This window comes from Pseudidiomarina donghaiensis (assembly GCF_900116895.1).
GTDB lineage: Bacteria > Pseudomonadota > Gammaproteobacteria > Enterobacterales > Alteromonadaceae > Pseudidiomarina > Pseudidiomarina donghaiensis.
On sequence record NZ_FPCF01000001.1, the window covers coordinates 60849 to 76297 of the forward strand.

Here is a 15449-nt window from a genome sequence, read left to right on the forward strand (position 1 = left end):
ACATGAGCAGACGAAACACCTGCGGTGAAGCGGCAGATTTTACCGCAAACTCCTGCTAAGCTAAAAGGCAATTACTGATTAACTTGAAATTAGCGGTGGATATTGATCATGGACGCAAAAAAAATTGAAGATATAGCTCGTCAAATTAACGACAGCATTCCTGCAGGCGTAAAAGATTTTGCTGGTAGTTTAGAGCAGCGTATTAAAACTATTTTACAGCAACAATTAGGTAAGCTCGACGTCGTGACGCGCGAGGAGATTGACGTGCAGCAGCAACTGTTATTGCGTTTACGCCAACGCGTAGAACACCTTGAGCATGAGCTAGAGGCAATGAAAAAAGAAGACTAATTGCATTGCGCCCAAGTGGTGTTCATGCTGACAGGAACAAACTCTGGTAGTGCATCGGCAGCATTTTCAAGGCGTTTAGTATACTCACTTAGTGCCAATTCATTGCGAAGAATAGCGTTAACATCGCGGTTAATAAAATACCCAAGCTCGCCTACCTTGTACATCGGCGACCCTTTGGTTTCTCGCACTAAGCTTGTTGCATTGCCATTGATGGCAGACAAGCAACAGTTTTCTAAGTTATTAACCATGGTTCGAATAATTGAGTCGGGAACCTTCATATTCTCAGGATCACGGGAGAAGCGACGAAGCCCTTCAATTTTTTCATAAGCGTCGCTGACGCTTACCATGGCTTCTCTAAGTAAGGCTACTGTCTCATGGGCTAAAGCTAGATTGAGCTCACTCAGTATGCTACGGCTCGTGGTCGCTTCGTGCAGCGGAAACACACTGCGATTAAGGTTTAGTTCACGCCACTGTTCATTCAGGTAACGTAAGGTAGCGGTTTCAGGCGCCTCTAACTTTTCAAGCGCAAGCAGTTGTTCGGCAAAGCGGCATACGCGATCATGACTTTTTGCTTGATCGCTGGCTGGCTGTGTATTTGGTGTTGCTGCTGTAGGCGAGCTACTGTCAGTGCAACCAGTAAATAGAATGAGAGCAAAAGAATACAGACTTACCTGCCAGAGATGCTTAATTAGCAAACTCAATCTCCTTGTGTGCGTTAAGCTTTATCGCCCGAGTGTAACACTGACTTTACGCAAAAAGCACCTGCATAACTAGAATTATTCAAGCGGAATTCATACTATGGGTTTCGCGTAACAAATCTTCATTTAAGGAGAACAAAAATGGCGCAGTGGTTAACCGGTGAAGTGATTGAGAATTACGCATGGAACCAAGAGTTGTTCAGTTTGCGTGTACGTACACAGCCGTTTGAATTCATTGCTGGCCAGTTTGTTAGGCTTGGCCTACCGCATGAAGGTGGGCGCGTGCAGCGCGCGTATTCATTGGTCAATGGCCCCGATGAGCATGTCCTCGACTTTTTAGTTAACCGTGTACACGACGGTTTATTCTCTCCGCTGCTGCATGACTTGCGCGCCGGCCAAACCATTGAAGTATCACAACCGCCCAGTGGGTTTTTCACCCTAAATGAAGTACCAGACGGTGACAGCTTATGGCTTATTTCAACCGGTACTGGCATTGGCCCGTATTTATCTATGCTCAGTACCGATATTCCATGGCAGCGCTTTAAACGCATTCACTTAGTGCATGCCGTGCGTTATTCGGCCGACCTAGCCTATAACGAAAAAATTCTACAGTGGGTAGCGGAACACCCCGGCCAGCTTACCTATCAACCCGTAGTAAGCCGCGAAGATCACGCTGGTGCATTACGTGGCCGTATTCCGGCGCTTATTCAACAGGGCGACTTACAGCGCGCCGTAGGCGATATCTTAGACGAACGCGCCCAGGTCATGCTATGTGGTAACCCAGACATGATTCGTGATGCCAAAACAGTGCTCGCCGATAGGGGACTTGCCAAGAATTTACGACGCAAACCCGGCAACGTCACCATGGAACATTACTGGTAAATAGACTATGCACAAAATTTTATTAAAGATGTTTGCACTATCCGTTGTTGTAGCCGCAGCAGCAGGCTGCTCTCAACCCGTGGACATTCAAGCGAGTAAACAGAACTTTATTGAGCACCAAGAGAGCTTTGACCGTCTATCAAATGTTGCTTGTACCTTTGCAAATTCAAATGATATCGATTTCTTCCGTTACCCATTAGATGTTCAGGGCGAGAAAGCGGAGGCTTTTAAGTCGGAGTTTGATGAGATTGAGCATTTATTGGATACAGTAAACTCAGAACTGGTCGTAATCCGAGACTTTGATGATTACCACTGCGAACTATTTGTAATCATAAACGGCACATCATTTCTCGGTGAAGGAAGCAGTTTGAAGTATAAAATTCAGCCGGTGGATCTGGGGAATTATGAGTACACGGACGACTTTTTTAGCGAAGAGAGCAGGTTATATCGCGAAGCAAATCGCGCACGAGGTGAGGATGTAAAGTTCTCAATCGAACTAGAGAACGGCTGGTACCTTCAGTACCACTTATATCCATAATTGCGTCGAGTGTATTAAAACACCCGGCAACGTCACCATGGAACATTACTGGTAATTCGTACACCGAAATACGTGGTTGTTATCCGTCGAATTGTTGGTGCTCACGCTACACTCTAATTTTTCAGCGAGGGAGAGTGAGCATGGCAAAGGAAGGCGTTCGAATTGCCAAGATCTATACGCGGGCACTGCAAGGCATTGAAGCGCCACTAGTAACCATAGAGGTGTGTTTGGCATCTGGGCTGCCGTCATTCACCATGGTGGGGTTGCCACAAACGGGAGTGCGTGAGGCGCGCGACCGGGTGCGCTCGGCGATGTTGGCTAGCGATTTTTCCTTTCCCAAAGGGCAAAAAATTACCGTTAACTTAGCACCTGCCGATTTACCAAAGTTTGGTGCGCGCTACGACTTGGCCATCGCCATTGGTATTTTAGTTGCGAATAACCAAGTGCCTGAGTCGAGCACCGTCGGGCGTGAATTCTATGGTGAATTAACACTTAATGGTGATTTGCGTGAAGTGACCGGTATATTGCCGGCGGTAATGAGCTGTCGGGACGAAGGGCGCGAAGCGGTTATTCCATTAGAAAACGCCGATGAAGCAGCGGTACTGCGTGAGCAACAATGTGTGGCAGCCATTAGTCTGCGCGATGTGGTGGAGCACTTAATCAGCCCGAATAAATTGCCATTTATCAAACCGCAACCACCTAGCCAGCCGGACCCTATGCATGGTGATGTGGCCGATGTCATTGGTCAACATCAAGCCAAGCGTGCATTGTTATTGGCAGCTGCCGGTGGTCATCACTTGATGTTTGTTGGGCCTCCGGGCACAGGGAAAACCATGCTAGCTCAGCGTTTACTTGGGTTACTGCCCGCTCTTGATGAACGTGATGGTTTAGCGGTGGCTGCCATTCGCTCGGTGAGCGGAACCCTGCGCGGTAACCACTGGCAACAACGTATTTTGCGGGCGCCCCACCATTCCTGCTCGGCTGCGGCATTGGTTGGTGGCGGGTCACCCCCGCAACCTGGTGAAATTTCGCTAGCGCACAGATCACTGTTGTTCTTAGACGAGTTACCTGAGTTTGCACGCCATGTGCTTGACTCACTGCGTGAGCCACTCGAGTCAGGCACTGTGACTATTAGTCGAGCCGGGCATCAGGTAACGTACCCGGCGGATTTCCAACTGATTTGCGCGTTAAACCCGTCGCCATGCGGCTATTTTGATGGCGACCTTTCAAGTGCTCGCGCTTCGCCAGACCAAATATCACGTTACTTAGGTAAGCTGTCCGGGCCCTTGTTAGACCGAATTGACATGCAAGTAGATGTGCCACGTCAGCCAGATGTGTTGCGCCAACAGCACGAGCAGCAGGAACCGCTTTCGCCTACTTGGCGCGGATGGGTAGCTGAAGCTCGGGCCTGCCAACTTGAGCGCCAAGGCTGTTTGAATAGCGAGCTAAAACCAGCACAGTTAGCTGAGTTTTGTCGGTTAAGCGATGATGATCATGTGTTTTTGGTTGCTGCCATAGAGCAGTTTTCACTATCGCATCGTGCTTACCATCGTTTGTTGCGCTTAGCGCGAACCATTGCTGACCTTGACGATAGTGACGCTATACAGCGAAAACATTTGGCCGAGGCGCTTAGTTTTCGCGCTCTCGACCGAATACTTCAGCAGTTACACAAGTTGTAACGCTTGTTTGAACAAGTGCACCGCGGTGTCGACGTCTTCATCGCGAATATTGAGATGGGTGACCAAACGCATACGCTGCGAACGTGCAGTTAATATGCCGTTATCGCGTAAGTAATCACTCACTTTTTGTGCCTGTTCAAGTGACTCAAAGTTGACATAAACCATGTTTGTTTGAGCTGGCTCAACCGAGATATTCGGTAATCCGCTTAGTGCATCATGTAACTGTTGGGCGCGCATGTGGTCTTCAGCTAAGCGCTCAACATGATGATCTAAAGCGTGGTCCATTGCTGCCGCGATGATACCCGCTTGGCGCATGCCGCCACCAAGCATTTTGCGCCATCTATGTGCCCGTTGAATAAACTTTTTGGAGCCAACTAATACCGAGCCAATCGGTGTGCCTAAGCCTTTCGAGAAACAAATAGAGACACTATCAAAAGGTTCCACAAGATCACTTAGTGACTTTCCTGTCGCTACACAGGCATTAAAAATTCGAGCTCCATCTAAGTGCAATTTCAGCCCATGCTTATCGCATAACCGCCGCGCTTTTAACATGTAGTCTTGCGGAATTACACGCCCAGTATGGGTATTCTCAAGCGACAATAACTTGGTGATTGGAAAGTGTGGGTCATCCGGTTTAATTCGCTTTTCGACAGTCGCCAAATTTAACGTGCCATCGGCTTCTACTTCAAACGGCTGTGGAACAATACCGCCTAATACCGCAGCACCGCCGGCCTCGTAACGGTAGGTGTGGTATTCTTGACCAACAAGGTATTCATCACCGCGTTGGCAGTGGCTTAATAAGGCCAGTAAGTTGGTTTGAGTGCCACTACTGGCGATTAACGCGGCCTCTTTACCGGCTAACTGCGCCACTCTTTGTTGCAGTGCATTAATAGTCGGGTCATCACCAAATACGTCATCCCCTACTGGCGCCGCGGCCATAGCCGCACGCATTGCGGCGGTCGGGAGAGTGACGGTATCACTACGCAAATCAATCATGGTACCCCCAAGCTGGTGGTGGAAGATCAATCGGTTGGCTCAAATCGACCTGTACTTCAAAAATTCGCCCTGGGCGTGAGAGCTTATAACTCATTGTTTGCGCGTCGATAAATTGAATGGTCCAGGTGTTGGTTACCGACACATCCAAGCCATTCTCAATAAATAAGCTTTTGCTGGCATCGTCAACAGGGAAGGCTTGCACAGTTGCCGAGCCGCTCGCTAAGGTTTGCCCACCATAAGGTGAAACTGCATCAGCGCTGCCGTCTTCGTGTAAATGAATGTGTTGAAAGTCAATATAACCAGGATGTTGTGTCAGTACCCAAGTTCGTGAACGATCTTCACCAACATGTAATGGCATGCGTATCACTTGGTCTTCGCAGTCGCGAATATGTACCACCAGAGGATGATCCCATGCGGCGCTTGGCTGGTTATCTTGAACAATAGTTGCCCGAAAGGCTTGTCCACAATACGGTTGAAATTGCTCCATGAAGGCTGATTGCTCAGCGAGCAATTGCCCATTGCCATTATGGTTGGCTGGTGCGCAAGCGGTTAGCCCAGTAACAGCAACGAGTGTTGCAAAAAATGTGTTGGTACGCCCTAATTTTAACGCAGAGTAAATCATGGAAGATTCCTTTTTATAAAACGAGGGGCTTTGCTGTAAGTGGCCACCTGGTTATTTGATATTCCAAAATGTGTGGATACTTTGCCATAGCTTGCTTTGCTATAAAACATACCGTCGTGCGATAATGTCAGCCATTCGACGCAAAATACACTGCGACTCAAAGTAAAAAACGGACAAAACAATTATGCATGTTTACCAAAATGTTCTGGAAATGATTGGCAACACGCCAATGGTCAAAGTATCTAATATCGACACTGGCCCTTGCGAATTATATCTCAAGCTAGAATTCATGAATCCAGGCGGTTCAATAAAAGATCGCATTGCCGTAAGCATGATTGAAGCGGCCGAGGCCTCAGGTGCACTCAAGCCGGGTATGACCATTATTGAAGCAACCGCAGGTAATACCGGGTTAGGTTTGGCGTTAGTGGCAGCCAGCAAAGGTTATCCGCTGAAAATTGTTATGCCAGACAAAATGTCGGCTGAGAAAGTAAATAACCTCAAAGCTATGGGCGCTGAAGTTGTACGCACGCGTTCAGACGTGCAAAAAGGGCACCCTGAATACTACCAGGACATGGCTGCACGCTTAGCAGAAGAGCACGGTTATTTTTACGTGAATCAGTTTACTAACCCTGCCAATGTGGCCGCGCACTATCGCACCACCGGACCAGAAATTTGGCAACAAATGCAAGGCAATCTTGACGCCTTTGTCTGTGGCGTTGGCTCTGGCGGCACCTTGTCAGGTATTGGCCGCTATTTGCGTGAGCAAAACACCAATGTCGACTTAGTATTGGCAGACCCAGACGGTTCAATATTAGAACCGCTGATCAACCGCAACGAAACCGTCGAAGCGGGCAGTTGGTTGGTTGAAGGTATTGGCGAAGACTTCGTGCCAGATATTTGTGAAATTAACTTAGCCAACAAAGCCTATGCGATTAGTGACAAAGAGGCCTTTCATACCGCCCGCGAGCTGTTAGTTAAAGAAGGCGTCATGGTGGGTTCGTCAAGCGGCACACTCATTGCCGCGGCATTACGTTATTGCCGTGAGCAAACTGAAGCAAAACGCGTTGTCACCTTAGCCTGTGACACGGGCAACCGTTATTTATCAAAATTATACAACGATGAGTGGATGGCCGCTCAGAACTTGCTGGAGAAGTAACATGGCACAAACAAAAGACTTAAAATTCGCAACCCTAGCAATTCATGGTGGCCAGTCACCCGAGCCGGCAACAGGTGCGGTTATGCCGCCAATTTTCACCAGTTCGACTTATATTCAAGAAAGCCCTGGCGTGCACAAAGGCTTTGAATATTCGCGTTCGCATAACCCAACGCGATTTGCGTGGGAACGTGCCGTTGCTAGCTTAGAAGGCGGCAAGCAAGGCCTTGCGTTTGCATCAGGCATGGCTGCCACGTCAACGATTATGGAATTGCTTGATACTGGTGACCATGTTATTGCCATGGACGATTTGTATGGCGGTACGTTTCGCTTGTTTGACAAGGTGCGTGGGCGCTCAGCAGGGTTGAATTTCTCTTACGTTGATTTGGCTGATTTAGCTGCCGTTGAAGCCGCAGTGACGCCAAAAACACGCATGATTTGGATTGAAACACCAAGCAACCCAATGTTGAAGCTAGTGGACATTAAAGCTGTCGCCGCTATTGCGAAAAAGCACAACATGATTGTGGTGGTGGATAATACGTTTGCAACGCCATACAACCAACGGCCGCTAGAAATGGGTGCCGACATTGTCATGCACTCGGCAACCAAGTACCTCAATGGTCACTCAGACATGGTGGGTGGCATTGCCGTGGTTGGCGACAATGATGAGCTAGTTGAAAAAATGCTGTTCTTGCAAAACTCGGTTGGTGCAGTGGCAGGTCCATTTGACAGCTACCTTGCGCTGCGTGGTGTGAAAACATTAGCCTTGCGCATGAAGCACCACAATCAAGCGGCCATGGAATTAGCTCAGTGGCTTGAGCAACACCCACAAGTTGAAAAAGTGATTTACCCTGGCCTAACTAGCCACCCGCAACATGAGCTGGCGAAGCAACAAATGTCAGGGTTCGGTGGCATGATCTCAATATTATTGAAGGGCGACCTTGAAAAAGCCCGTCGCTTCCTAGAAACCGTCGAAATTTTTGCACTTGCAGAAAGCCTAGGTGGGGTGGAAAGCTTGATTGAACACCCAGCAATTATGACCCATGCGTCGATTCCGAAAGAAAATCGCGAAAAACTCGGTATTTTGGATAATTTTGTGCGCATTTCGGTAGGTATTGAAGACCTAGACGACCTAAAATCGGACCTAGAAAAAGCGTTAAGCGCCTGATATTTCAGGCGCTTTAACACTCTTTTACAATTTGATGAATTTACGCTAGGCTAAGTTCCACTATTAAAACGACGCTGAAAAAGCGCAAAATAAGGGAACAAAGTTATGCCTCTTAGCCTATTTTTAATGCAAGGTTTGGTGGCCGCGTTGTTGTTCTATGTGTTGGTGGGGCAATATCACCGCCAACCGTTGTGGAATATGCTTGCCGTACTCGTGTGTGGGCTTCTGCCACCACTTAACTGGACTATTTTGTTGGTCGCAGTTGGGGTTCGCATGTGGCGTCGGTCAACACCAATGGTGCCTATTAAGTAATAACACTAGGTAAAACAAGTAGCGAGATACGCCGTTAATATGCAGTCAACACTTCAACCGTTTCATTTAGCTGTGCCGGTGCATGATATTGCCAAAGCGCGTGAGTTTTATGGCGCTATTTTAGGCCTTAGCGAAGGGCGCAGCAGCGAACAATGGGTTGATTGGAATTTCTACGGCCACCAATTCGTAACCCACCTAGCCCCAGAAAAAACTGGTGTGGCGCACCATAACCCGGTCGACGGCCATGCCGTTCCTGTTCCTCATTTTGGGGTGGTATTAACCATGTCCGATTGGCATACGCTGGCTGAACGTGTCCGCGCCGCTGGCATTGAGTTTGTTATTGAACCGCACATTCGCTTTAAAGGGCAGCCTGGTGAGCAAGCCACCATGTTTTTTTATGATTTCAGCGGCAACGCACTTGAATTTAAAGCCTTTAACGACTTAAACCAACTGTTTGCAAGCTAGCCCTAGTACTAGCGCGCTAAGTTGCCGCCACTAATAATGACCCCAATGCGCTGCCCCGCAAATAGCTCTGGGTAACGTTGAATAGCCGCAATAACAGTTGCCGATGAAGGCTCTATCCATTGTTCGGTCAATTCAAACACTAACTTTTGCGCGGCCAAGGCTTCGCTGTCAGTCACTAATAAAATGTCATCAACGCGCTGCTGAATAATTGCAAAGGTTTTATCGCCAACGCTTGTCAACAACCCATCGCATACACTCATTGGCGGCATGGCGGGTTGTAACACGCCCGTACGAAACGAGGCTTGCCCATCGGCGGCTAACTCAGGCTCAACCCCATACACCTTGGGCACCCCATTGGCTTTGGCTGCCGTTGCGGTACCGCTCAGTAGCCCCCCACCGCCAAGTGGCGCCACCACACAATCTAAATCGGGCTGCTCAAGCATCAGCTCATGAGCCGCAGTGCCTTGCCCTTGCCATATGTGCTCGTGATTATAGGGCGGTATAAATTCACGCCCAGTAGGCTTTTGTGCTGCAACAAATGCCTCGCGAGCCGCCATACCTGGGTCAATGGTGATTAATTCAGCATCATAACGCGCCATGTTGTCGCGCTTAAATTCAGAAGCATTCGCTGCCACACCAACCCGAACCTTAACCCCTAATTGCTGGCCAGCGGCTGCAAGCGCCGCCCCGTGATTACCCGACGACACGGTATAAACGCCGCGAGCTCGCTGTTCTTCACTTAATTGCAGCAGCGCATTACACGCCCCCCGAAACTTAAAGGCGCCTGTGTGTTGCAAATGCTCGCATTTTAACCACACCCGAGTAGCCAGCGCTTCATTCAGTTTTAAGCTGACTAACACGGTAGTGCGGCGCACGTATGGAGCGATGCGCTGGCTTGCTGCGGTTATCTTGGAATAGTCGTCTTGTATCGTCATAAAGCGTATACTACCTGAAAGCAAAATCGATATTAGCTATTAGATATTAGTTCTGATGTTTCGAGCTCTTGCTAATATCCAATATCTAATAGCTAATATCGCTTTAGGGGTTTATATGGTTTTGAATACTTTTGAGCGCATTCGAGCGCTGCCCATGGCGTACCAAACCGTCATGGCACTGTACCTGTGCCAACGCATGGTACCGAACTACGAATTATTTCATCATGTTACTGGTTTTGGCGACCCGAAACCACTGCAAGGTGCATTGAACGCGTGTTGGGACTGGGCTTGGCAGGGCAAAGCGGTGAAAGTGAATTTCGCCCGTTGGCAAGAAAAAGTCGATGACGTGACACCAAGTGAACATGGTCATGACATGCTCGGCGTGTACCCGGCTATGGACGCATGCACAGCCATAAGCACCTTGTTGCAGGGGCTTATGGATCAAAATAGTGCTGATTTAGTTAGCGTTGCCAAGGTTTCCCAAGCGAGCGTGGCGAAGTTTTTAGAGCTGACAGAAGGTGCTGACATGGATGCGCAGGAGCGCCGCAAGCTGCTTCGCGAGCATGAGTTAGCGCAGTATGAAATTGAAGTGCAGCAGGCTATTTTGAACTATCTAGAAACCGTTGCTGAGCATGAGGCGCAACCATCGCAAACCTTGGTGCGCCAAGTGCGTGACATGATCGCCGACGAAGGCGTATCTAACATCGGCGTTAGCATGGCGGAAGAGTAATTTACGACTCTTCCTTATTTTCGGTGCGCGCTGGTTGGGCGCGCACAATGGCCAACCAACCAATAACGCCAAACAAAACAATCTGCCAATAGTCGCCGCGGCGCCATTGAATATGTTCTTTGTATACAGTTGCAAACATCAGCAATTGAATAAGGTGCAAGGCAATCAGCAGCACCATAAGAAATAGAAAAAATGCGAAGCCCTTACCGGCAAACGGTGACACTATGTTGGCCAGCATAACGCCCCAAATAATCGCAAACACTAAACGCCCTAACCACACTGCAATTCCCATCATTTAATCCTGTTCGTGAAGTGGCTCAATATCACTGCGCACTTGATAAAGTCTGAATGTAACCTGGCCAGCGTGCTTTTCACGGTGCAAACGCCAACTATGGGGCACGGTTGGTACCAAGCCGCGCTCCGTTTCAACGTAAACCCAGCTTTGTTCCGCTAACCAGTTATTTTGCACCAGTTGCTCAATACAACGCTCAGCTAACCCCATGCCAAATGGCGGGTCAATGAACACCACATCAAATGGCTGTGCAGGCTGCTGGCGCAAAAATGCCAGCGCATCGGCTTGCTGCACTAATGCTTGGCCTGAACAAGCAGGTGACAATGCCGTGGCATGTTGCGTTAACAGTCGCGCGGCCTGGGTGTCTTGTTCAATCAAAATAACTTGCGCAGCACCGCGTGAAAGCGCTTCAAACGCAAGCGCGCCGCTACCGGCAAATAAATCTAAACAACGCGTATCAAGCAGCTCGAATTGTAACCAGTTGAATACGGTTTCTCGCACGCGGTCAGTGGTTGGGCGTAAACCGGGAACATCGGCTATGGCAAGTTTGCGTCCGCGCAATTGCCCGCCAATAATTCGTAGCTCGCCAGAGCCCTTGCTTTTCTGCTTGTGCGTGTTTCGCGGCATGCTAAAGTAAGCCTTCTTATAAATGACGTGTTAAACTGTGCGGCATTGTAAACTGACCCGCACAGAACTTCCAAAGGTAAAACAGGCATGGCCAAAGGATCTTTCTTTTCGTTGTTTCGCAAAAACAAAAACGACGACGCTAAATCATCAGCAGACACCGCTGTTCAAGAGCAAGAATCACAGGCGCAACCAGAACAGCAACCAGAACAGCAACCAGAACTGGAAGCCGAGCAACCGCTACCAGAAGAACCGTCTATGGCTGAAGTTGTAGCGCCCGATGCTGCCGAAATTTGTGCGCAAGTTACCGCCGAGTCGCGTGCTGACGCAGCACCGCAGGTGGAAGAAACCCAGTCGAAGCCAAGCCTTTGGAAACGCTTAACGGCAGGGTTGCGTAAAACCTCAAGTGCCATTGGCGACGGCTTATGGGGTATTTTCAAAGACAAAAAAATTGATGACGAACTGTTTGAAGATCTCGAAACCCAATTGCTTACAGCCGACATTGGCGTGCCGACAACCTTAAAAATAGTTGAGCAATTGACCGAGCAAGCCAGCCGCAAGCAGCTGCAAGACGCCTCAGCGCTGTATGAACTCCTCCAGCAAAACATGACCGATATTTTAACCCCAGTGGCGCAACCATTAACGATTCCGGCCGAGCAAAAGGGGCCCTTTGTTATTTTAATGGTTGGCGTGAACGGCGTAGGTAAAACCACAACTATTGGCAAGCTGGCTCAGCAATTTAAACGCGAAGGTAAGTCGGTTATGTTGGCTGCAGGTGACACATTCCGCGCTGCGGCAGTTGAACAGTTACAGGTGTGGGGCCAACGTAATGATATTCCGGTGGTTGCCCAACATACTGGCGCTGATAGCGCGTCGGTGATATTTGACGCGGTAGAAGCCGCCAAAGCCCGTGGCATAGATGTTTTAATTGCCGACACGGCCGGACGCTTGCAAAACAAAGCCCATTTAATGGACGAGCTGAAAAAAGTGGTGCGGGTGATGCGCAAACTCGACGACACTGCTCCGCACGAAGTTATGCTCACCTTAGACGCAGGCACTGGGCAAAATGCAATTAGCCAAGCCAAGCTGTTCACTGAAGCGGTTGGGGTTTCAGGTATTACATTGACTAAGCTTGACGGTACCGCCAAGGGTGGTGTTATTTTTGCCATTGCCGATCAATTTAATATTCCTATTCGCTATATTGGTGTTGGCGAAGGCATTGACGACTTACGGCCATTTGTTGCCAAAGAGTTTGTCGGCGCACTATTTCAACGCGAATTAAGCGAGACAGAAACCTCATGATTAAGTTTGAGCAAGTTAGCAAAACCTACCCTGGTGGGTTTCAAGCGCTGAATAACGTAAGTTTTCACCTTGAGCCCGGCGAAATGGCTTTTTTAACCGGCCACTCGGGCGCAGGCAAGAGTACCTTGCTAAAGCTAATTAGCATGATGGAACGCCCAACAGCTGGGCGAGTACTTATTAATGGCCACGACTTAAAGCGTATCAACGTACGCCAAATACCCTATGTGCGCCGCGATATTGGCATGATTTTTCAAGATCACCGCCTATTAATGGACAAAACGGTGCTGGATAACGTGGCTCTGCCATTGCTTATTGAAGGCTACAGCATGCAAGAAGCTCGCAAGCGTGTGCAAGCGGCGCTTGAAAAAGTAGGGTTGGGTGACAAATTACGCCATTACCCCATGATGCTTTCAGGTGGTGAACAACAGCGAGTTGGTATAGCGCGCGCTGTGGTGAACAAACCACCGTTATTGTTGGCCGACGAACCAACCGGTAACTTAGATCCGAAATTATCAAGTGAAATCATTAAGTTATTTGAAGACTTCAACCGCGTTGGTGTGTCTGTGCTTATTGCTACCCATGACTTAGGCCTCATAGCGCGACTGCGCTACCGCACCTTAACGCTACGCGATGGCCGTATGATCAACGACGGCTTGCAAGAGGAGGGGTAAGCAATGAGTTTACTGTTCCGTAGTCGCCAACAAGGCGCGCAACAAGTCAAAATTTCTGGCTTTCGTCGTTTTGTCATGTTTTGGGTGCATAATGCCCAGCAAGCCGTTGCAAGCCTTGGTGAACTAGCGCGTTACCCGTTAGCAAGCCTCATGACCATGGCCGTATTAGGCTTAAGTTTAACCTTGCCAGCAACGCTGTATGTGGTGGTTAAAAACACAGAAACCATTGGTGCTGATTGGCAACATGCCTCAGAAATTACGCTGTTTCTGCGCAAAGACTTAAGCCAGCAAGAAGTTTCAACCTTTCACAAACGGTTAAGTTTGTCGAACGATGTTGAAAGCGTGCGCTGGATTGATAAAAACGAGGCGTTGCAAGAATTTCGCGAGGCCTCTGGGTTTGGCGATGCCTTGAATGCATTAGAAAACAACCCGCTACCAGATGTGTTGTTAGTGTTGCCCGTTGCCAACAAACGCGGTACGGCTCAGGCCCAAGCGCTAGCGCAACAGCTGAGTAACGAGCGCGAAGTTGAGCAAGTGCGGCTCGATTTAGATTGGCTGCAACGCCTAGAAGCGTTGTTAAACCTAGTACGCGATGGTTTATTGGCGTTGGCAACGTTGCTATGTGTCGCTGTGGTGCTCATAGTGGGCAACACCATTCGGTTAAATATCAACAGTAAGCGTGACGAGATCATGGTGATGAAGCTCGTTGGTGCAACCGACGGCTTTATTCAACGCCCATTTTTGTATACCGGTGTGTGGTATGGTTTTGTTGGCGGTTTTATTGCGTGGTTAGCAACCGCAATGGTGATCTGGTGGATATCGGGTGCCGTAGCAGACATTAGTGAGTTGTACCAAAGCCAGTTTCGGTTATCAGGTTTAAACTTTAATGAAATGATGGTGTTATGGCTGGTTGCCATTGGTCTTGGTTTGCTCGGTTCTTACATTGCTGTAAGAAAACATGTACGAACCATTGAACCGCAGTAATTTGATCCCCATTTGATCATTGTCAGCAGCGTCAAGTTTGCTAGAATGAGGGAACTTTCAGATCATAAAGTGGTCTGATGTGTGTCTGGATAATGAAGTGCGGGCACAAGCGAGAGAGGATGTTGTTGCATGAGCTCTGAAATGACAAGTATGGCATTAGCTGTTCCACAAGCCAGTGGCAGCCTAGAAGCGTATATTTCGTCGGTAAACCGTATTCCAATGCTAAGCGCAGAAGAAGAGCGGGAGCTGGCTACACGCTTACACGAACAGGAAGACTTAGAAGCTGCGCGTCAGTTGATTATGTCTCACCTGCGTTTTGTCGTGCATGTTGCACGTGGCTATTCTGGCTACGGCTTACCTCAAGCAGACCTTATTCAAGAAGGTAACATTGGCTTAATGAAAGCAGTACGTCGTTTTGACCCAGCGGTTGGCGTACGCTTGGTATCGTTCGCGGTACATTGGATAAAAGCTGAAATTCATGAGTATGTGCTGAAAAACTGGCGCATGGTCAAAATTGCCACCACCAAAGCGCAGCGCAAATTATTCTTTAACTTGCGCAAAATGAAAAAGCGCTTGGGTTGGTTTACGCAAGAAGAAGTGAACACAGTTGCAGAAACCTTAGGTGTTAGCACCAACGAAGTGTTGGAAATGGAAGCGCGGATGAGCGCCCATGACCAAGCATTTGAGTTAAGCTCAGATGACGATGACGCACGCGAAGGTTCTACCTATTCACCAGCGCAGTATTTAGAAGATAAGCGCTCAGACCTAGCTGAAGAAGTTGAAAACGAGCAGTGGGAATCACACACCCAGCAGCGTTTATTGTCAGCGATTAAAACCCTTGATGAGCGCAGCCAAGACATTGTCCGCGCCCGTTGGTTAGATGATGACAACAAAACCACGTTGCAAGAATTGGCTGATAAATACCAAGTTTCAGCGGAACGTGTGCGTCAGCTAGAAGCAAATGCTATGAAGAAATTGCGTATGGCAATGGCTTAAGTAAAGAACACATTCATTAAAAGCTCGAAGTTGTTATAACAGCTTCGAGCTTTT

General features: G+C 48.6%; 19 protein-coding genes. 13 read left to right on the top strand and 6 right to left on the bottom strand.

Features of this window, described 5'->3' with window-relative positions; translation table 11 throughout:
- Positions 1–108: 108 nt before the first annotated feature.
- The gene (locus BM334_RS00275; RefSeq protein WP_092836333.1) at positions 109–348 is read left to right on the top strand and encodes an accessory factor UbiK family protein; all 240 of its coding nucleotides are present in this window, start codon (positions 109–111) and stop codon (positions 346–348) included.
- On the opposite strand, the gene BM334_RS00280 is transcribed toward BM334_RS00275, so the two are convergent.
- Positions 345–1043: a hypothetical protein gene (locus BM334_RS00280; protein WP_092836335.1), complete on the bottom strand. Its 699-nt coding sequence runs from the start codon at positions 1041–1043 to the stop codon at positions 345–347. The two genes, BM334_RS00275 and BM334_RS00280, sit on opposite strands and share 4 nt — an antisense overlap.
- Before the next feature lie 144 nt (positions 1044–1187).
- On the opposite strand from BM334_RS00280, the gene BM334_RS00285 reads away from it, so the two are divergent.
- From BM334_RS00285 to BM334_RS00295, 3 genes are all read left to right on the top strand, one after another.
- On the top strand, positions 1188–1928 hold the full coding sequence (locus BM334_RS00285) for a ferredoxin--NADP reductase (RefSeq protein ID WP_092836337.1): 741 nt from the start codon (positions 1188–1190) through the stop codon (positions 1926–1928).
- A gap of 7 nt (positions 1929–1935) precedes the next feature.
- Positions 1936–2466 (top strand): hypothetical protein, encoded by a 531-nt coding sequence (locus tag BM334_RS00290; protein WP_092836339.1) that lies wholly within the window; start codon positions 1936–1938, stop codon positions 2464–2466.
- Positions 2467–2606: 140 nt separating this feature from the next.
- Positions 2607–4145, top strand: coding sequence for a YifB family Mg chelatase-like AAA ATPase (locus BM334_RS00295; protein ID WP_092836341.1), 1539 nt, complete (start codon positions 2607–2609; stop codon positions 4143–4145).
- On the opposite strand, the gene ltaE is transcribed toward BM334_RS00295, so the two are convergent.
- A complete protein-coding gene (gene ltaE, locus BM334_RS00300; RefSeq protein WP_092836343.1) occupies positions 4131–5141 on the bottom strand; it encodes a low-specificity L-threonine aldolase in 1011 nt (336 codons plus the stop codon). The two genes, BM334_RS00295 and ltaE, sit on opposite strands and share 15 nt — an antisense overlap.
- A complete protein-coding gene (locus BM334_RS00305) occupies positions 5134–5763 on the bottom strand; it encodes a hypothetical protein (protein ID WP_092836347.1) in 630 nt (209 codons plus the stop codon). The genes ltaE and BM334_RS00305 overlap by 8 nt, the downstream gene beginning before the upstream one ends.
- Positions 5764–5947: 184 nt before the next feature.
- Here BM334_RS00305 and BM334_RS00310 point away from each other — a divergent pair, with 184 nt between their 5' ends.
- The 4 genes from BM334_RS00310 (at position 5948) to BM334_RS00325 (ending at position 8861) form a co-directional block, all read left to right on the top strand.
- Positions 5948–6919, top strand: a complete 972-nt coding sequence (locus BM334_RS00310) for a PLP-dependent cysteine synthase family protein (RefSeq protein ID WP_092836348.1) — start codon at positions 5948–5950, stop codon at positions 6917–6919.
- Between the two features lies 1 nt (position 6920).
- Positions 6921–8084 carry a cystathionine gamma-synthase gene (locus BM334_RS00315; RefSeq protein ID WP_092836349.1) on the top strand — a complete coding sequence of 388 codons (1164 nt, stop codon included), beginning with the start codon at positions 6921–6923 and terminating at the stop codon, positions 8082–8084.
- Positions 8085–8189: 105 nt separating this feature from the next.
- Positions 8190–8396 carry a hypothetical protein gene (locus tag BM334_RS00320; RefSeq protein ID WP_092836351.1) on the top strand — a complete coding sequence of 69 codons (207 nt, stop codon included), beginning with the start codon at positions 8190–8192 and terminating at the stop codon, positions 8394–8396.
- Positions 8397–8435: 39 nt separating this feature from the next.
- Positions 8436–8861: a VOC family protein gene (locus BM334_RS00325; RefSeq protein WP_092836354.1), complete on the top strand. Its 426-nt coding sequence runs from the start codon at positions 8436–8438 to the stop codon at positions 8859–8861.
- A gap of 8 nt (positions 8862–8869) precedes the next feature.
- Here the strand turns inward: BM334_RS00325 and BM334_RS00330 are convergent, their stop codons facing one another.
- Positions 8870–9796 (bottom strand): pyridoxal-phosphate dependent enzyme, encoded by a 927-nt coding sequence (locus BM334_RS00330; protein WP_177214989.1) that lies wholly within the window; start codon positions 9794–9796, stop codon positions 8870–8872.
- A gap of 115 nt (positions 9797–9911) precedes the next feature.
- Here BM334_RS00330 and BM334_RS00335 point away from each other — a divergent pair, with 115 nt between their 5' ends.
- Entirely contained in the window at positions 9912–10526 is a 615-nt protein-coding gene (locus tag BM334_RS00335; RefSeq protein ID WP_092836367.1) for a YjaG family protein, read from the top strand.
- 1 nt (position 10527) lies between these two features.
- Here BM334_RS00335 and BM334_RS00340 read toward each other — a convergent pair whose 3' ends face one another.
- Positions 10528–10821 (bottom strand): DUF1145 domain-containing protein, encoded by a 294-nt coding sequence (locus BM334_RS00340; protein ID WP_092836373.1) that lies wholly within the window; start codon positions 10819–10821, stop codon positions 10528–10530.
- On the bottom strand, positions 10822–11445 hold the full coding sequence (rsmD, locus tag BM334_RS00345; RefSeq protein ID WP_092836380.1) for a 16S rRNA (guanine(966)-N(2))-methyltransferase RsmD: 624 nt from the start codon (positions 11443–11445) through the stop codon (positions 10822–10824).
- 87 nt (positions 11446–11532) lie between these two features.
- Here rsmD and ftsY point away from each other — a divergent pair, with 87 nt between their 5' ends.
- From ftsY to rpoH, 4 genes are all read left to right on the top strand, one after another.
- A complete protein-coding gene (ftsY, locus tag BM334_RS00350) occupies positions 11533–12744 on the top strand; it encodes a signal recognition particle-docking protein FtsY (RefSeq protein ID WP_092836384.1) in 1212 nt (403 codons plus the stop codon).
- Positions 12741–13415 carry a cell division ATP-binding protein FtsE gene (gene ftsE, locus BM334_RS00355; protein ID WP_055439382.1) on the top strand — a complete coding sequence of 225 codons (675 nt, stop codon included), beginning with the start codon at positions 12741–12743 and terminating at the stop codon, positions 13413–13415. The genes ftsY and ftsE overlap by 4 nt, the downstream gene beginning before the upstream one ends.
- A gap of 3 nt (positions 13416–13418) precedes the next feature.
- Complete coding sequence (ftsX, locus tag BM334_RS00360; RefSeq protein ID WP_092836387.1) at positions 13419–14399, top strand: permease-like cell division protein FtsX; 981 nt, start codon at positions 13419–13421, stop codon at positions 14397–14399.
- Positions 14400–14528: 129 nt separating this feature from the next.
- Positions 14529–15395 carry an RNA polymerase sigma factor RpoH gene (gene rpoH / locus BM334_RS00365; RefSeq protein WP_092836389.1) on the top strand — a complete coding sequence of 289 codons (867 nt, stop codon included), beginning with the start codon at positions 14529–14531 and terminating at the stop codon, positions 15393–15395.
- The last annotated feature ends 54 nt before the right edge of the window (positions 15396–15449 follow it).

Excerpts from the sequence above, each read along its gene's own strand:
- BM334_RS00275 (WP_092836333.1), top strand. The coding sequence starts at position 109 with ATGGACGCAAAAAAAATTGAAGATATAGCTCGTCAAATTAACGACAGC.
- ftsE (WP_055439382.1), top strand. The coding sequence starts at position 12,741 with ATGATTAAGTTTGAGCAAGTTAGCAAAACCTACCCTGGTGGGTTTCAA.
- rsmD (WP_092836380.1), bottom strand. The coding sequence starts at position 11,445 with ATGCCGCGAAACACGCACAAGCAGAAAAGCAAGGGCTCTGGCGAGCTA.
- BM334_RS00305 (WP_092836347.1), bottom strand. The coding sequence starts at position 5,763 with ATGATTTACTCTGCGTTAAAATTAGGGCGTACCAACACATTTTTTGCA.
- BM334_RS00290 (WP_092836339.1), top strand. The coding sequence starts at position 1,936 with ATGCACAAAATTTTATTAAAGATGTTTGCACTATCCGTTGTTGTAGCC.
- BM334_RS00330 (WP_177214989.1), bottom strand. The coding sequence starts at position 9,796 with ATGACGATACAAGACGACTATTCCAAGATAACCGCAGCAAGCCAGCGC.
- BM334_RS00335 (WP_092836367.1), top strand. The coding sequence starts at position 9,912 with ATGGTTTTGAATACTTTTGAGCGCATTCGAGCGCTGCCCATGGCGTAC.
- ftsY (WP_092836384.1), top strand. The coding sequence starts at position 11,533 with ATGGCCAAAGGATCTTTCTTTTCGTTGTTTCGCAAAAACAAAAACGAC.
- BM334_RS00315 (WP_092836349.1), top strand. The coding sequence starts at position 6,921 with ATGGCACAAACAAAAGACTTAAAATTCGCAACCCTAGCAATTCATGGT.
- BM334_RS00320 (WP_092836351.1), top strand. The coding sequence starts at position 8,190 with ATGCCTCTTAGCCTATTTTTAATGCAAGGTTTGGTGGCCGCGTTGTTG.
- BM334_RS00340 (WP_092836373.1), bottom strand. The coding sequence starts at position 10,821 with ATGATGGGAATTGCAGTGTGGTTAGGGCGTTTAGTGTTTGCGATTATT.
- BM334_RS00310 (WP_092836348.1), top strand. The coding sequence starts at position 5,948 with ATGCATGTTTACCAAAATGTTCTGGAAATGATTGGCAACACGCCAATG.
- ftsX (WP_092836387.1), top strand. The coding sequence starts at position 13,419 with ATGAGTTTACTGTTCCGTAGTCGCCAACAAGGCGCGCAACAAGTCAAA.
- BM334_RS00295 (WP_092836341.1), top strand. The coding sequence starts at position 2,607 with ATGGCAAAGGAAGGCGTTCGAATTGCCAAGATCTATACGCGGGCACTG.
- BM334_RS00285 (WP_092836337.1), top strand. The coding sequence starts at position 1,188 with ATGGCGCAGTGGTTAACCGGTGAAGTGATTGAGAATTACGCATGGAAC.
- rpoH (WP_092836389.1), top strand. The coding sequence starts at position 14,529 with ATGAGCTCTGAAATGACAAGTATGGCATTAGCTGTTCCACAAGCCAGT.
- BM334_RS00325 (WP_092836354.1), top strand. The coding sequence starts at position 8,436 with ATGCAGTCAACACTTCAACCGTTTCATTTAGCTGTGCCGGTGCATGAT.
- ltaE (WP_092836343.1), bottom strand. The coding sequence starts at position 5,141 with ATGATTGATTTGCGTAGTGATACCGTCACTCTCCCGACCGCCGCAATG.